14 protein-coding genes and 1 other RNA gene are annotated in these 14,267 nt (G+C 65.6%); 5 read left to right on the forward strand and 10 right to left on the reverse strand.

Annotated features, from left to right (window positions below; translation table 11 throughout):
- Nucleotides 1–93 precede the first annotated feature (93 nt).
- Entirely contained in the window at nucleotides 94–1,182 is a 1,089-nt protein-coding gene (gene ruvB, locus U4Y88_RS34695; protein WP_321789397.1) for a Holliday junction branch migration DNA helicase RuvB, read from the forward strand.
- Nucleotides 1,183–1,210: 28 nt separating this feature from the next.
- Nucleotides 1,211–2,170: an oxygenase MpaB family protein gene (locus U4Y88_RS34700; RefSeq protein ID WP_415774537.1), complete on the forward strand. Its 960-nt coding sequence runs from the start codon at nucleotides 1,211–1,213 to the stop codon at nucleotides 2,168–2,170.
- A gap of 108 nt (nucleotides 2,171–2,278) precedes the next feature.
- On the opposite strand, the gene U4Y88_RS34705 is transcribed toward U4Y88_RS34700, so the two are convergent.
- The 4 genes from U4Y88_RS34705 to tyrS all read right to left on the reverse strand — a co-directional run bounded on the left by U4Y88_RS34705 (nucleotide 2,279) and on the right by tyrS (nucleotide 6,262).
- Nucleotides 2,279–3,424: a branched-chain amino acid ABC transporter substrate-binding protein gene (locus U4Y88_RS34705; RefSeq protein ID WP_224004754.1), complete on the reverse strand. Its 1,146-nt coding sequence runs from the start codon at nucleotides 3,422–3,424 to the stop codon at nucleotides 2,279–2,281.
- A 334-nt stretch (nucleotides 3,425–3,758) separates the two neighbouring features.
- Entirely contained in the window at nucleotides 3,759–4,430 is a 672-nt protein-coding gene (locus U4Y88_RS34710) for a histidine phosphatase family protein (RefSeq protein WP_321789398.1), read from the reverse strand.
- A 64-nt stretch (nucleotides 4,431–4,494) separates the two neighbouring features.
- Nucleotides 4,495–4,959, reverse strand: a complete 465-nt coding sequence (gene dtd / locus U4Y88_RS34715; RefSeq protein ID WP_224004735.1) for a D-aminoacyl-tRNA deacylase — start codon at nucleotides 4,957–4,959, stop codon at nucleotides 4,495–4,497.
- 49 nt (nucleotides 4,960–5,008) lie between these two features.
- Nucleotides 5,009–6,262 (reverse strand): tyrosine--tRNA ligase, encoded by a 1,254-nt coding sequence (gene tyrS, locus U4Y88_RS34720; RefSeq protein ID WP_224004732.1) that lies wholly within the window; start codon nucleotides 6,260–6,262, stop codon nucleotides 5,009–5,011.
- Between the two features lie 193 nt (nucleotides 6,263–6,455).
- Here tyrS and U4Y88_RS34725 point away from each other — a divergent pair, with 193 nt between their 5' ends.
- On the forward strand, nucleotides 6,456–7,673 hold the full coding sequence (locus U4Y88_RS34725; RefSeq protein ID WP_415774538.1) for an anhydro-N-acetylmuramic acid kinase: 1,218 nt from the start codon (nucleotides 6,456–6,458) through the stop codon (nucleotides 7,671–7,673).
- Between the two features lie 101 nt (nucleotides 7,674–7,774).
- Here U4Y88_RS34725 and erpA read toward each other — a convergent pair whose 3' ends face one another.
- The 3 genes from erpA to rplM all read right to left on the reverse strand — a co-directional run bounded on the left by erpA (nucleotide 7,775) and on the right by rplM (nucleotide 9,186).
- Nucleotides 7,775–8,140, reverse strand: coding sequence for an iron-sulfur cluster insertion protein ErpA (gene erpA / locus U4Y88_RS34730; protein ID WP_065065128.1), 366 nt, complete (start codon nucleotides 8,138–8,140; stop codon nucleotides 7,775–7,777).
- Between the two features lie 213 nt (nucleotides 8,141–8,353).
- On the reverse strand, nucleotides 8,354–8,746 hold the full coding sequence (gene rpsI, locus U4Y88_RS34735) for a 30S ribosomal protein S9 (protein WP_065065129.1): 393 nt from the start codon (nucleotides 8,744–8,746) through the stop codon (nucleotides 8,354–8,356).
- A gap of 11 nt (nucleotides 8,747–8,757) precedes the next feature.
- Nucleotides 8,758–9,186: a 50S ribosomal protein L13 gene (rplM, locus tag U4Y88_RS34740; RefSeq protein WP_065065130.1), complete on the reverse strand. Its 429-nt coding sequence runs from the start codon at nucleotides 9,184–9,186 to the stop codon at nucleotides 8,758–8,760.
- Between the two features lie 674 nt (nucleotides 9,187–9,860).
- Between rplM and U4Y88_RS34745 the strand changes: the two genes are divergently transcribed.
- Nucleotides 9,861–10,283: an OsmC family protein gene (locus tag U4Y88_RS34745; RefSeq protein WP_065065131.1), complete on the forward strand. Its 423-nt coding sequence runs from the start codon at nucleotides 9,861–9,863 to the stop codon at nucleotides 10,281–10,283.
- Between the two features lie 109 nt (nucleotides 10,284–10,392).
- Here the strand turns inward: U4Y88_RS34745 and rnpB are convergent.
- The 3 genes from rnpB to pyrC form a co-directional block, all read right to left on the reverse strand.
- Nucleotides 10,393–10,803, reverse strand: an RNA gene (gene rnpB / locus U4Y88_RS34750) — RNase P RNA component class A.
- A gap of 77 nt (nucleotides 10,804–10,880) precedes the next feature.
- On the reverse strand, nucleotides 10,881–11,828 hold the full coding sequence (locus U4Y88_RS34755) for a DUF3025 domain-containing protein (RefSeq protein WP_415774539.1): 948 nt from the start codon (nucleotides 11,826–11,828) through the stop codon (nucleotides 10,881–10,883).
- Nucleotides 11,825–12,880 (reverse strand): dihydroorotase, encoded by a 1,056-nt coding sequence (pyrC, locus tag U4Y88_RS34760; protein ID WP_321789399.1) that lies wholly within the window; start codon nucleotides 12,878–12,880, stop codon nucleotides 11,825–11,827. The genes U4Y88_RS34755 and pyrC overlap by 4 nt, the downstream gene beginning before the upstream one ends.
- Before the next feature lie 325 nt (nucleotides 12,881–13,205).
- Here pyrC and U4Y88_RS34765 point away from each other — a divergent pair, with 325 nt between their 5' ends.
- Nucleotides 13,206–14,126, forward strand: coding sequence for a class II glutamine amidotransferase (locus U4Y88_RS34765; protein WP_321789401.1), 921 nt, complete (start codon nucleotides 13,206–13,208; stop codon nucleotides 14,124–14,126).
- Nucleotides 14,127–14,267: the final 141 nt, after the last annotated feature.

Genomic DNA, 14,267 nt, shown 5'->3' on the forward strand with positions numbered 1-14,267 from the left:
AAGAAGAACACAGCCTCGCCCAGCGCGCGCACCCCGCGCTGCGCGGCCTGAAAGCGCCCTGCCCGCGTCCAGGTCGCGCGGTACAATCGCTGCATGATCGAAACCGACAAACTCGCCGCCAACCGCGCCAGCGCCGCGCCCGAGCGCGTGATTTCCGCCGCGCCCGCCTCGACTGGCGAAGAGGCGTTCGAGCGCGCGCTGCGCCCGCGCCAGCTCGACGAATACGTCGGCCAGGAAAAGGTGCGCGGCCAGCTCGAGATCTTCATCGAAGCCGCCAAGCGCCGCTCCGAGCCGCTCGACCACGTGCTGCTGTTCGGGCCGCCGGGTCTCGGCAAGACCACGCTCGCGCACATCATCGCGCGCGAAATGGGGGTCAATCTGCGGCAGACGTCGGGGCCGGTGCTCGAACGCGCGGGCGACCTCGCCGCGCTGCTCACCAATCTCGAAGCGCACGACGTGCTGTTCATCGACGAAATCCACCGGCTCTCGCCGGTCGTCGAGGAAATCCTGTATCCGGCGCTCGAGGACTATCAGATCGACATCATGATCGGCGAAGGTCCGGCCGCGCGCAGCGTGAAGCTCGATCTCCAGCCGTTCACGCTCGTCGGCGCGACCACGCGCGCGGGCATGCTCACGAACCCGCTGCGCGACCGCTTCGGCATCGTCTCGCGGCTCGAGTTCTACAACGCGGGCGAGCTGTCGCGCATCGTGCAGCGCTCGGCCGCGCTGCTCGGCGCGCAGATTCATCCCGAGGGCGCGCTCGAAATCGCGCGCCGCTCGCGCGGTACGCCGCGTATCGCCAATCGTCTGCTGCGCCGCGTGCGCGACTACGCCGAAGTGAAGGCCGACGGCTCGATCACCGCGAAAGTCGCCGACGCCGCGCTGCGCATGCTCGACGTCGATCCCGTCGGGTTCGACCTGATGGACCGCAAGCTGCTCGAAGCGATTCTCTACAAGTTCGACGGCGGCCCGGTGGGCGTGGACAATCTCGCCGCCGCGATCGGCGAGGAGCGCGACACGATCGAGGACGTGCTGGAGCCGTATCTGATCCAGCAGGGCTTCCTGCAGCGCACGCCGCGCGGCCGCGTGGCCACGCAGCTCACCTATCGCCATTTCGGCCTGACCGTACCCGACGACGCCCGCGACGCGCGCGGCACGGACTGGGAGCCGGACGCGTCGTAAGGCGCGCCGTCCCGCGAGCGAGTTCACGATGTCCGACCACGCCGGCCGCCGTCACGACGCTCCCGAGCCAAGCGGTTTCGTCGGCCAGCTCGCGCATCGCCTGCGCATGACGCTCGCCGAGAGCGTCACGCATCTCACCACGGGTAGCGGCCCGAAACTCGACTATTCGAATCCGCCGGGCGATCCCGGCCTGTTCGGCCCCGACGCCATCTGCTGGAAAGTGCACGCCGACTTCGCAGGCATGATGGCGGGCGGCATCAGCGCACTACTGCTCCAGGCGCTCCATCCGCTCGCGCTCGCGGGCGTCTGGGACCACTCGACGTTTCGCACCGACATCCTCGGACGTCTGCGCCGCACCGCGACCTTCATCGCAGGTACGACCTACGGCAGCCGCGCCGACGCGCTCGCGCTGATCGCGCGCGTGAAAACCATCCACGAAAACGTGACCGGCTTCGCGCCCGACGGGCGTCCGTATCGCGCGAGCGACCCGGCGCTGCTCACGTGGGTGCACGTGGCGGAGGTGTCGAGTTTTCTCGCGGCGTATCTGCGCTACGTGAATCCCGCGCTGCCTGGCGCGCAGCAGGATCAGTACTACGCCGAAGTCGCGCGCATCGCGCAGTTGCTCGGCGCGACCGAGGTGCCCGCTTCGCGCGCGGAAATCGCCGCCTACCTCGAATCGATGCAGCCCGAACTGGTCGCGAGCGAGCGTACGCGCGAAGTCGTGCGCGTGCTCATGGAGGCGCCCGCGCCGCGCCCGGCGATGCGGCCCGCTGGCGCGCTGCTGCGTCAGGCGGGCATCGATCTGCTGCCGCCGTTCGCGCTGCGCATGCTGGATTTCGAGCGCTTTGCGTTCGCGCGCCGCGCCGTCGTACAGCCCGGCATGCGCGCCGTGGCGCCCGTGCTGCGCTGGGCGCTCGTCAACGGTGTGTCGAAGCGTGCGCGCCGCCGCGCAGCGGCGCCGCCTGCATCACCGGGTTCGCCCGCGTAAAAGAAAACGGCCAACCCGCTCGCGCAGGTTGGCCGTTTTGCATCACGTTCGCTTCACATCCGCATCACGCGCACGGCGTGACGCGACGTGATGCAACGTGATGCGCGCTTACATCTTCACCACGTCGAGCAGCGTCTTCTTGCCCGCCTTGTAGTTGTAGAGCGAGATCACGCCGTGCTTCAGGTCGCCCTTCGCATCGAACGCCGTCTCGCCAATCACGCCCTTGTAGTTCGTGGTCGGGATTTCCGCGAGGATCTTCGCGTGATCGGTCGAGTTCGCGCGCTTCATCGCATCGACGACGATGTACACCGCGTCGTAGGTGAACGGCGCATCGTATTCGACCGGATGGCCGAAGCGCTTCTGATACTTCGCCGAGAACGCCGCGCCGCCGTCCATGCGTTCGAGCGCCATGCCGGCCTGCGAGCAGACGATGTTGTCGGCCGCCGCGCCCGCGAGCTGCGCGAGGCTTTCCGTGCACACGCCGTCGCCCGCCAGCACCTTCGCGCGCAGGCCGAGCTGGCGCGCCTGCTTGGCGAACGGGCCGCCGGTCGAATCCATGCCGCCGTACATGATCGCGTCCGGGTTCTCGCCCTTGATCTTGGTGAGAATCGCGCGGAAATCGACGGCCTTGTCGTTGGTCGCGTCGTGCGAGACGACCTTCATGCCGAGCGATTTCGCGGTCTTCTCGAACTCGTTCGCGAGGCCCTGGCCGTAGGCGGTCGAGTCGTCGACCACGGCGACGGTCTTCACGTTCAGGCTCTTGAGCGCGTAGTCGGCGAGCGCCGGACCTTGCTGCGCATCGGTGGCGACCACGCGGTACGTTGTCTTGAAGCCCTGCTGCGTGTAGGACGGATTCGTCGACGACGGCGAGATCTGCACGATGCCCGCGTCGCTGTAGATCTTCGAGGCGGGAATCGACGCGCCCGAATTCAGATGGCCGATCACGGCGACGACCTTGTCGTCGACGAGCTTCTGCGCAACCTGGGTGGCCTGGCGCGGGTCGGCGCCGTCGTCCTGACCGTCGAGCGCGAGCGTGATCTTCTGGCCGCCGATCGTCAGCCCCTTGGCGTTGATTTCTTCGATGGCGAGGCGCGCGCCGTTTTCGTTGTCCTTGCCGAGGTGCGCGGAACCGCCCGTGAGCGGACCGACGTGACCGATCTTGACGACCTGGTCCGCGGACGCATTTGCGCACATCGCACCGAACGCCACCACGGCGGCGCTCACCGGCAACAGCTTGTGAAGCTTGAACGTCATTGAAAATCTCCTGCGATTTGTTCTGGGAACAGCCTTTCGTATGCAACCCTGGCTTCGTCGGCACCGCCTGCCCGTGGTGCGCGCGCGTCCCTCATCAACGCGCGGCCGGCGCTCGATGCCATCGCCCGAAACACGGGAAATCGCGACGAGGCCCCACCGGTGCGACAAAGCACAAAGGTCGGATGAATGGTATCAGGCGCCCCCGCTTTGCGGTTGGCCTTTGGAAAGCCGGTGAAAGAGGCGGGTAAGCCGTTTGACGCAGACGCTGGAGATAGCCGGGAGCAGCTTGCCGGGCCGGACGGCCCGACGAGAGGACAAGTGCGAAAAAACGCGCTCAGGTCGCGCGCTTGAGGCCGTCGTCGTCGCTGGCCGAAGGCAGATGCGAGACATCGCCCCAATTGACGACTTGCGCGTGCGTCACGCCGCCGTCGCGCGTGAAATCGACGACATTGACGCTCGTGTTCAGCAAGGGCCACGCGCGCGGCGCAGCAAGCTCGATGCTGTTGGCGAAACGGTAGATGCAATCGAGCACGCCGCCGTGCGCGACGACCGCGATGCGGCCTTCGGGATGCTTCGCGAGGATCGGCTCCAGCGCATGCAGCACGCGGTGATAGAACGCGCGCTGCGACTCGCCCTCGGGCGGCTCGAAACCGGGATCGCGCGTTTGCCAGTGCGCGTATTCGTCGGGGAAGCGCTCGGCGATCTCGTCGCTGTCGTGGCCCTGGAACGCGCCGTAGTTGCGCTCGCGCACGCCTTCGGTCAGTTGCAGCGGCAGGCCGAGCGCGTCGGCGATCGGTTGCGCCGTTTGTTGCGCGCGCATCAGATCGCTGGACCAGACCGCATCGAGCCGCACACCGGCTTGCGCTGCTTGCGCGATCTTCGCGGCGAGCCGCTGTGCCTGCTCGACACCGCTTTCAGCGAGCGGAATGTCGATATGCCCCTGGATGCGCTTGATGCGGTTCCAGGCGGTTTCACCGTGACGGATGAAGAGAATCTGCGTGGTCATGAGTCGGCGATGAAATAGCGAAGCGGAAAACCGCTGTTAGTTGCGAGTGCCTGTGGATGCGTCGTTACGCACCTGACGGCACCTGAAGCCAGAACGTCACGGGACCGTCGTTGACGAGCGACACCTGCATGTCGGCGCCGAATTCGCCGGTCTCCACCACAGGGTGCTTCGCGCGCGCCGCCGCGACGAAATAGTCGAACAGGCGGCGGCCCTCGTCGGGCGGCGCGGCCGGCGTGAAGCTCGGACGCAGGCCGCTGTTCGTATCGGCGGCCAGCGTGAACTGCGAAACCAGCAGCAGCCCGCCCGCCGTGCCGTTGCCGTCGATGTTCTGCACCGGCAGATTCATCTTGCCCGCCGCGTCGCTGAAGACGCGGTAGCCCAGCAACTTCGCGAGCAGCTTGTCGGCGTTCGCCTCGGTGTCGCCGCGCTCCGCGCAAACGAGCGCGAGCAGCCCCTGGCCGATCGCGCCGGTCACGCGCCCTTCGACGTCCACCTGCGCGCGGCGCACGCGTTGAATCAGCGCGATCATCGTGCGCGCGCCTTCGACACGCGCACGCCGTTCCAGCCCGAATGCGCCATCACGCGGTCAGCGTCACGCGCGCGAAGCGGCGCTTGCCGACCTGCACGATGAACTCGCCCGCTTCGACCTTCAGGCCCTTGTCGGACACGGTGGCGCCGTCGATCTTCACGCCGCCCTGCTCGATATTGCGCAGCGCTTCGCTGGTCGACGGCACGAGGCCCGCCTGCTTGAGCAGCTGGCCGATGGCCAGCGGCGCGCCCGCGAGCGTGACCGACGGAATGTCGTCCGGCACGCCGCCCTTCGCGCGGTGGTTGAAGTCTTCGAGCGCGCGCTCGGCGTCGCCCTGCGAATGGAAGCGCGCGACGATTTCCTGCGCGAGCAGCACCTTGAAATCGCGCGGATTGCGGCCCGCCTCGATCTCACGCTTGAAGCCTTCGATCTCGGCCAGCGGACGGAACGAGAGCAGCGTGAAGTAACGCCACATCAGCGTGTCCGAGATCGACATCAGCTTGCCGAACATGTCGTTCGGCTTCTCGCTGATACCGACGTAGTTGTTCTTCGACTTCGACATCTTCTCGACGCCGTCGAGGCCTTCGAGCAGCGGCATCGTCAAGATGCACTGCTGTTCCTGGCCGTACTGCTTCTGCAATTCGCGGCCGACCAGCAGGTTGAACTTCTGGTCCGTGCCGCCGAGTTCGAGGTCGGCGTTGAGCGCGACCGAGTCGTAACCCTGCATCAGCGGGTACAGGAATTCGTGGATCGAGATCGGCACGCCGCTCTGGAAGCGCTTGGTGAAGTCCTCGCGCTCCAGAATGCGCGCGACCGTGTAGCGCGACGCGAGCTTGATCATGCCGTCGGCGCCGAGCGGCATCGACCATTCGCTGTTGTAGCGGATCTCGGTCTTTTCGCGGTCGAGCACGAGCGCGGCCTGCTCGAAGTAGGTCTTGGCGTTCGACTCGATCTGCTCGCGCGTGAGCGGCGGACGCGTGGCATTGCGGCCCGACGGGTCGCCGATCAGCGAGGTGAAGTCGCCGATCAGGAAGATCACGTTGTGGCCGAGATCCTGCAGCTGGCGCATCTTGTTCAGCACGACCGTATGGCCGATGTGGATGTCGGGCGCGGTCGGATCGAGGCCGAGCTTGATGCGCAGCGGCTTGCCGGTGGCCGCGCTTTTCGCGAGCTTCTGCTCGAATTCTTCTTCGATCAGCAGTTCGTCGACGCCGCGCTTCGTGACGGCGAGCGCGTGACGAACTTCGTCGGTGACCGGAAAGGCGGTTTTGGCGCCGCTGTTTGGAGTGGAATCGGTGCTCATGCTTCGATCGTTTGGATTGCGTTAGGTCTGGGTCTAGACCGGGATTTTACGTGATTCGACTGACAGGGCCGAGGATCGCGGCGGCGCGGCGGCTTTTTTCACGCCGGGCGGGGCTTTGCGCAGCACTCGCGAACTCCATGCAGGGTCGCATATCGCGCCGATCCGCTCAATTCATCCGATCGGCTTACGCCGAATGGCTATTGCCCCGATAATCTCCGTCAGATTCCCTTCTTTGCCTTTCCGAGAGGAGCACAACGTGGCGCCACGCGAAGCACGAAAAGACAGCGCACATCCCGCCGACGGCGTGTATTTCGGCCTGATGTCGGGCACCAGCATGGACGGCGTGGACGGCATCGCCGTGCGGTTCGAGCAGGGTCAGCGGCCGGTCGTGCTGGCCGAGGCGTTCGTCGGCTTTGCGCAGGGGCTGCGCGAGGCGCTCTTTTCGCTGCAACAGCCCGGCGAAAACGAGATCGAGCGCGCGTCGCTCGCGGGCAACGCGCTCGCGGCGCGCTACGCCGTGTGCTGTCACGAACTGCTGCGCGCGGGCAACCTGAACGCGAGCGAGGTGCGCGCGATCGGCGCGCACGGCCAGACCATCCGGCATCGGCCCGAAAAAGGCTTCACGGTGCAGATCCAGAATCCCGCGCTGCTCGCCGAACTCGCGCACATCGACGTGATCGCCGACTTCCGCAGCCGCGACGTCGCCTCGGGCGGCCAGGGCGCGCCGCTCGTGCCCGCGTTCCACGCGACGCTGTTCGGCTCGCAGGAGGAAACGCGCGTCGTCTGCAATCTGGGCGGCATCAGCAACATCACGATTCTGGACGCCACGGGCTCGGTGCGCGGCTTCGACTGCGGTCCGGCCAACGCGCTGCTCGACCTCTGGTCCGAGCGGCATCTGGGCAAGCCCTACGACGAGAACGGCCAGTTCGCGGCCAGCGGCACGCTGAATCAGCCCTTGCTGAACGCCCTGCTCGACGAGCCGTTTTTCGAGCAGCAGCCGCCCAAGAGCACGGGCCGCGACCTGTTCAACGCACAGTGGCTCGACGCCAAACTGAAGGATTTCAGCACGCTCGCGCCCGCCGACGTGCAGGCGACGCTGGTCGCACTCACTGCCGTGAGCGTCGCGCGCGAGATCGAGCGCCACGCGGGCGACTGCCGCGCAGTGTACGTGTGCGGCGGCGGCGCGCGCAATCCGGTGCTGATGGATGCGCTGCACAAGGCGCTGGAGACGGGCGGCGTGGCCGGCGTGCCGGTCATGACGACCGAGGCGCTCGGCGTGCCGCCGCAGCAGGTGGAGCCGCTCGCGTTCGCGTGGCTGGCGATGCGCTGCGTAGCGCGCGAACCGGGCAATCTGCCGGCGGTCACGGGCGCGGCGGGCGAGCGCGTGCTGGGAGCGATTTATCCGCGCTGAGGCGTGTTGCGCGAAATCGGCGCACGATCAGCAAGAAATCGCGGACGTAAACGAGAAAACGGGGCATGAAGCCCCGTTTTTTTATGCCTGCTGCGCTTCGCTCAGACCGAGAACGACGAGCCGCAACCACAGGTGGTCGAGGCGTTCGGATTCTTGATGACGAATTGCGCGCCGTTCAGATCGTCCTTGTAGTCGATCTCAGCGCCGACGAGGTACTGATAGCTCATCGAGTCGATCAGCAACTGGACGCCGTTCTTGTTCATCACGGTGTCGTCTTCGTTGACGGTCTCGTCGAACGTGAATCCGTACTGGAAGCCCGAGCAGCCGCCGCCTTGCACGAACACGCGCAGCTTCAGCTCCGGGTTGCCTTCCTCGTCGATCAGTTGCTTGACCTTGTCAGCCGCTGCGTCGGTAAAAACGAAGGGACCGGGCATTTCAGTCACGGGGGTCTCGGTGACAGCGTTCATTCGAACTCTCCAAAAAAGCTTCTAGCCGCTATTGTAGGGCTGTTCCTGAGATCGTGCTTAAGCCCAGGAAATCAAGGGTTTCTCGCCGCATTCTTGATGCATATCTCGAATAGGGGCTCGTCCCGTAAACGAAAAAACCGCCCGGCGCACGAGTGCGCGAGGCGGTTTTTGCAGCAACGTGCGCTTCCGCGAGGAGCGCACGCCAAAGCGCGATTAACGCTTCGAGAACTGCTTGCGGCGACGTGCCTTGTGGAAACCGACCTTCTTACGTTCCACTTCACGTGCGTCACGCGTCACGAAGCCAGCTTGCGACAGTGCCGGCTTGAGCGTTGCGTCGTAGTCCATCAGCGCGCGCGTGATGCCGTGGCGAACTGCGCCGGCCTGGCCGGTTTCGCCGCCGCCGTTCACGTTCACCTTGATGTCGAACGTCGCGCCGTGGTTCGTGAGTTCCAGCGGTTGACGCACGATCATCAGCGACGTTTCGCGCGAGAAGTAGTCAGCGATGGGCTTACCGTTGACGATGATGTCGCCCTTGCCCGACTTGATGAAGACGCGAGCGACGGCGCTCTTGCGGCGGCCCGTACCGTAATTCCAGTTACCGATCATGTGGGCTCCCCTTAGATCTCGAGCGCCTTCGGCTGTTGAGCCGAGTGCGGATGCGTTGCGTCTGCGTAGACCTTGAGCTTCTTGATCATCGCGTAGCCCAGGGGGCCCTTCGGCAGCATGCCCTTAACAGCCTTCTCGAGCGCGCGGCCCGGGAAGCGTTCTTGCATCTTGCCAAACGTCGTTTCGTAGATACCGCCCGGGTAACCCGAGTGACGGTAGTACTTCTTGTCCGTGGTCTTGTTGCCCGTGACCTTCAGCTTGCCGGCGTTGATGATGACGATGAAATCGCCAGTGTCGACGTGCGGGGTGAACTCAGGCTTGTGTTTGCCGCGAAGACGGCGCGCCACTTCGCTGGCGACACGGCCGAGAACCTTATCCGTCGCGTCAATCACGTACCATTCGCGCTGCACTTCATGTGCCTTGGCGGAAAAAGTCTTCATGATCGATCCAAAAAAATAACTTGTGCCCTGATTCGGTCCTGCTTGTGTAATGGCACTCGTTGGCGCCGGCGCAGGCTCTCCCTGATTTCTCCCGCGGGCATGAATGCGGGGAACCTCGGATTATAAAGGGAAATTTGGCCAGCGGTCAAAAATCGTACGGACTTTCTGCTGACGGCGGTCGGCGCCATGCCGGATGCGGGGCCGGATGCGCGCGATGACGCACGGGAATCGCCCTGAAAAACGCGGACGAAAAAAAGCCCAAGCGTTGTTGGCTCGGGCTTAATCCACCTTTTGGAGGAGGGTGGAGGAGACATGCTGAGGTGTCGTGAAGCACGACAACCAATGTGACGAATTATACGGATCGGCCTTGTGCGGCGCAAGGAAATTCGTATCGCGAAAGACGAAACCATAATGTGAAATGGTAAATCCACGACGCAGCGCGGGTGTTTCCCATAAAAATCAATATGTTGAGAAATTTCATCCGCGGACCGGGGCGCTTTGACTAGAACGAATCCCCTAATTGCATCAGGGAAATCCCTCTTGTTCGTGAGATGTCGCGCCGCAACATTCAAGTCACGGGCATAAGCCGCGCGCGCCATGTCCCCCCGGACATACCTGTAAGGCGCGGGCTACAATGCCGGCTGAATCAAGAATATTGAGCTGAGGCAAAGCGCATGGAATGCAAAGTTAGCTGGATGGGTCAGGACGGCATGGCGTTCGCCGCCGAAACGGGCAGCGGCCACCTCGTCAACATGGACGGCGCACCGGAAGGCGGCGGCCACAACCTCGCGCCGCGCCCGATGGAAATGGTGCTGCTCGGTACGGGCGGCTGCACGGCCTACGACGTGGTGCTGATCCTGAAGAAAAGCCGCCAGGAAGTCAGCGGCTGCAGCGTCACGCTCAAGGCCGACCGCGCGAGCGAAGACCCCAAGGTGTTCACGAAGATCCACTTCCACTTCACCGTGACCGGCAAGAACCTGAACCCGGCCACCGTGGAACGCGCGATCAACCTGTCGCACGACAAGTACTGCTCGGCGTCGATCATGATCGGCAAGACCGCCGAGATCACGCACTCGTTCGAGATCGTCGCGGCGTAAGACACGCACGACTCGCGCGATCCGGGCGAGTCACACGATCCGGACGTCGGGAAATGAAAAAGCCGGCGCGGTTCTCAATGAACCGCGCCGGCTTTTTGTCGATATGAGGCGGCAAAGCAGGCCGATAAGCCGGATTCTGTGCACGCGCCGCATCCGAAGACGCGCCGCGCGTGGCAGCCATTCCTCTAGGCGCGCCATTGCTGACGCGCTCAAGCTTCCTACCCGCAGACGAAATGGGGGCCCCATCCTGCATCCCGAAGATGCGCGCCTGCCTACTTGGAATTGCTCCGGGTGGAGGTTACCGTGCCGTCTACGTCACCGCAGACGCGGTGCGCTCTTACCGCACCGTTTCACCCTTACCTGATCCCGACCGAAATCGGGCCATCGGCGGTCTGTTCTCTGTTGCCCTGTTCCGCGTGTCGCCACGGATGGCCGTTAGCCATCACCCTGCCCTGTGGAGTCCGGACTTTCCTCGCCCCCTTGGCCGAAACCTCGGGGCCGCGACTGCCTGGCCTACTTTGCGAGGCGCGATCTTAGCACGGTCGCGCCGACTGTGCCCGCCGCGCCGGGGCGATGCCGGGACCAACCCGGGACGATTCAGCGCGCGCGCCGGCCGGGGCGGAACACGGAGGTGTCGTCGTAGAACGCGGCGTCTTCGTTGGGCGCCCACCAGCCGGGAATGCCCAGCACCGGCAGCGGCGCGAAGCTGCGCCCGCTCAACTGCGTGGCGGCGGCGAGTTCGGCGCTGACCGTGGCGTCGAGAAACGCGTTGCGCTCGGCGCGCGGCCATGTGAAATAGGCCTGCGGCACCTCGACCACCCAAGCGTGCGCCGTGCACGCGGCATACGGCGCGATGAGTTTTTCGAGCAGCGCGTGGCCGAACACGCGCACTTCGCAGCGCGCCGCGCCGTCCAGCGTTTCGCCGATCGCCGGTTCCCACAGCGCGCGCCCCGACACGAACAGCGCGCGCCAGTCGAAACCGCGCAAGGCCTGCGTGAGCGCCGGATCGGCCGACGCGAACAGCACGGCGTTTTCGTCGAACAGCGTGAGCGCGTCGCGCACGCCGCCGCGCGTCGGGCCGACGCCGAACACGTCGATCGCCGCCGCCTGGCGCGCGTTGAGCGCCGCCTTGATGCGCGGAAACGCAAACCAGTGCAGCGCGTTGAAGAAGTCGTGGAGGTTGTGGCGCGTGGGCACGCCGCCCGTCGCGGCGATATGCCCTTCGTAGGACGCGCCCTCGGGCAGATCGTCCTGAGCGATGAAGCCGAGCGCCTCGCCGCGTCCGGTGCGATGACCGGCCGCGCGCGCATCGGCGTTCAGTTCTTCCAGATAGCGCGCGTAGCCCGCCAGCGCGGCCTGCTGCCAGCGCCGCCCGCGCGCTTCGTGCTGGGCGAACCACGGGTGCGCCCAGTCGATGTCGGCGAAACTGCCTTCGGGCAGACGGCGCTTCTGGGATGCGGCGGACCCGGCGCGCGCCGCGGTCGATGCGTGCGCATCGAGCGTCTGCGGTGTCACACCAGGCGTCGCACCGGGCGTCAAACTCAAACCAGCTTCCAGCCGATCGTCTCGCCGCCGCGCAGCGGCACGACGGGCACGTCGCCGGCCAGCACTTCGGCGGGCAGCGTCCAGTCTTCGCGACGCAGCGTGACCTTTTCGGCGCTGCGCGGCAGGCCGTAGAAGTCCGCGCCGAAGAAGCTCGCGAAGCCTTCGAGCTTGTCGAGCGCGCCCGCGTTGTCGAACGCTTCGGCGTAAAGCTCCAGCGCGTGCAGCGCCGTGTAGCAGCCCGCGCAGCCGCAGGCGTGCTCCTTCAGGCCCTTCGCGTGCGGCGCGCTGTCGGTGCCGAGGAAGAAGCGCGCGTCGCCCGACGTGGCCGCTTCGACCAGCGCCACGCGATGCGTCTCGCGCTTGAGAACCGGCAGACAGTAATAGTGCGGACGGATACCGCCCTGGAAAATCGCGTTGCGGTTGTAGAGCAGATGGTGCGCCGTGATGGTCGCGCCGAGCAGGCCGGGCGCGGCGTTATCGGCGCGGATGTAATCGACGGCGTCCTTCGTCGTGATGTGCTCGAACACCACCTTCAGGCCCGGGAAATCGCGGCGCAGCGGCGTCATCACGCGGTCGATGAAGACTTTCTCGCGGTCGAACAGGTCGATGTCGGCGCTCGTCACCTCGCCGTGCACGAGCAGCGGCATGCCCACTTCCTGCATCGCTTCGAGCGTTTTCGCGCACTTGCGGATGTCGGTCACGCCCGCGTCCGAATTCGTGGTCGCGCCCGCCGGATACAGCTTCACGCCATGCACGAAACCGCTCGCCTTGGCGCGGCGGATTTCCTCGGGCGGCGTGTTGTCGGTCAGATACAGCGTCATCAGCGGCTCGAACTTCATGCCCGCGGGCAGCGCCGCGAGAATGCGGTCGCGATACGCGGCGGCCAGCTCGGTCGTCGTGACCGGCGGCTTGAGGTTCGGCATGATGATCGCGCGGCCGAACTGGCGCGCCGTGTGCGGCAGGACCGCCGCCAGCATCGCGCCGTCGCGCACGTGGAGGTGCCAGTCGTCGGGGCGGGAGAGCGTGAGGGTCGTGGGGGAAGAAGCGTTCATGGCGTGATGTGAGGCGCGGCTAGGGATCGATCGGAGCGCCGGCGGCGGCTTTCCGTACCTTCCAGGCATATCGTAACTGCGCGTAACGGCGCGCGGCGGCGTGCGCCGAGGTTCGATCGCGCCTCGATAACGCGAGGCGTCGCGTGCGCACGACAGCGCCCGACCTGACGCGCATCGCCGATGCCCGTGCGGCGGCCTTGTGAGCCGGGCCGGAAAGCATCCGACAAATTTCGTATTGGCGCGCAGCGGGCCGGTGATATGCTTGGAAAATCATCATTGTACCGGGTCACGCGCCCAGCTTCGCCCGCAGCACGACACCAGCACCATGTGCCAACTTCTCGGAATGAACTGCGCCGCGCCGACGGACGTCACGTTCTCCTTCACAGGATTCGCGGCGCGCGGCGGCGCCACTGATCACCACGCCGACGGCTGGGGGATCGCGTTCTTCGAGGACAAGGCCTGCCGCCTCTTCATCGACAATCAGGCATCGGCGCGCTCGCCGATCGCCGAGATGGTGAAGAACTACCCCATCAAGTCGCGCAACACCATCGCGCATATCCGCAAGGCCACCCAGGGCAGTTGCGCGCTGGAGAACAGTCATCCGTTCCAGCGCGAGCTGTGGGGCCGCCACTGGATCTTCGCGCACAACGGCGACCTGCAGGACTTCAATCCGGTGATGTCGGGCGTCTACCAGCCGGTCGGCACCACCGACAGCGAACGCGCGTTCTGCCTGCTGCTGCAAGGGCTGCGCAAGGCGTTTCCGAATTCGCAGCCGCCGCTCGAAGAACTGTTCGCCACGCTCGAAACGCTCACGCGCGAGATCACGCAGTTCGGCGTGTTCAATTTTCTGATGTCGAACGGCCAGGCGCTGTTCGCGCACTGCTCCACGCATCTTTACTATCTGGTGCGGCGCTGGCCGTTCTCCACCGCGCATCTCGTGGATGCCGACGTGTCGATCGACTTCGCGAAATACACGACGCCCGAGGACCGCGTGGCCGTGATCGCCACCGCGCCGCTCACCGACAACGAAGTCTGGACGCGTTTCGCGCCCGGCGACCTGCTGATGTTCCAGCACGGCGAAGTCGTTGCGCAGACCAGCGTGCCGGTGCCGCAGAAGGTGCTCGACAAGCTCAAGAATCCGTCGCTGGACGCGTCGGCGAGCGCCTCGCGCGTGTCGCCGTGCGCGCAGCAGCCCGGCGCCGTCGACCCGGAAGCAGTCGCCGCGCTGCAGAGCTGGGGCGAATAAGGCCGCGATTTCATCAGCGCAACATCGCGCATCGTCGATCACGCACGCAAAAAAGCCGCGCAAGCCCAAAGGGCCGCGCGGCTTTTTTCATTGACCGCCGTGCTGCTGCAAGCGCGAACCCGAGCCGATATAACCGGCGCG

Origin of the sequence: Paraburkholderia sp. J94 (assembly GCF_905220285.1) — a bacterium.
GTDB classification, from domain to species: domain Bacteria; phylum Pseudomonadota; class Gammaproteobacteria; order Burkholderiales; family Burkholderiaceae; genus Paraburkholderia; species Paraburkholderia tropica_A.

Excerpts from the sequence above, each read along its gene's own strand:
- U4Y88_RS34725 (WP_415774538.1), top strand. The coding sequence starts at position 6,456 with ATGGCTATTGCCCCGATAATCTCCGTCAGATTCCCTTCTTTGCCTTTC.
- rpsI (WP_065065129.1), bottom strand. The coding sequence starts at position 8,746 with ATGATCGGTAACTGGAATTACGGTACGGGCCGCCGCAAGAGCGCCGTC.
- dtd (WP_224004735.1), bottom strand. The coding sequence starts at position 4,959 with ATGATCGCGCTGATTCAACGCGTGCGCCGCGCGCAGGTGGACGTCGAA.
- U4Y88_RS34765 (WP_321789401.1), top strand. The coding sequence starts at position 13,206 with ATGTGCCAACTTCTCGGAATGAACTGCGCCGCGCCGACGGACGTCACG.
- U4Y88_RS34745 (WP_065065131.1), top strand. The coding sequence starts at position 9,861 with ATGGAATGCAAAGTTAGCTGGATGGGTCAGGACGGCATGGCGTTCGCC.
- U4Y88_RS34705 (WP_224004754.1), bottom strand. The coding sequence starts at position 3,424 with ATGACGTTCAAGCTTCACAAGCTGTTGCCGGTGAGCGCCGCCGTGGTG.
- erpA (WP_065065128.1), bottom strand. The coding sequence starts at position 8,140 with ATGAACGCTGTCACCGAGACCCCCGTGACTGAAATGCCCGGTCCCTTC.
- tyrS (WP_224004732.1), bottom strand. The coding sequence starts at position 6,262 with ATGAGCACCGATTCCACTCCAAACAGCGGCGCCAAAACCGCCTTTCCG.
- ruvB (WP_321789397.1), top strand. The coding sequence starts at position 94 with ATGATCGAAACCGACAAACTCGCCGCCAACCGCGCCAGCGCCGCGCCC.
- U4Y88_RS34700 (WP_415774537.1), top strand. The coding sequence starts at position 1,211 with ATGTCCGACCACGCCGGCCGCCGTCACGACGCTCCCGAGCCAAGCGGT.
- U4Y88_RS34710 (WP_321789398.1), bottom strand. The coding sequence starts at position 4,430 with ATGACCACGCAGATTCTCTTCATCCGTCACGGTGAAACCGCCTGGAAC.
- rplM (WP_065065130.1), bottom strand. The coding sequence starts at position 9,186 with ATGAAGACTTTTTCCGCCAAGGCACATGAAGTGCAGCGCGAATGGTAC.
- pyrC (WP_321789399.1), bottom strand. The coding sequence starts at position 12,880 with ATGAACGCTTCTTCCCCCACGACCCTCACGCTCTCCCGCCCCGACGAC.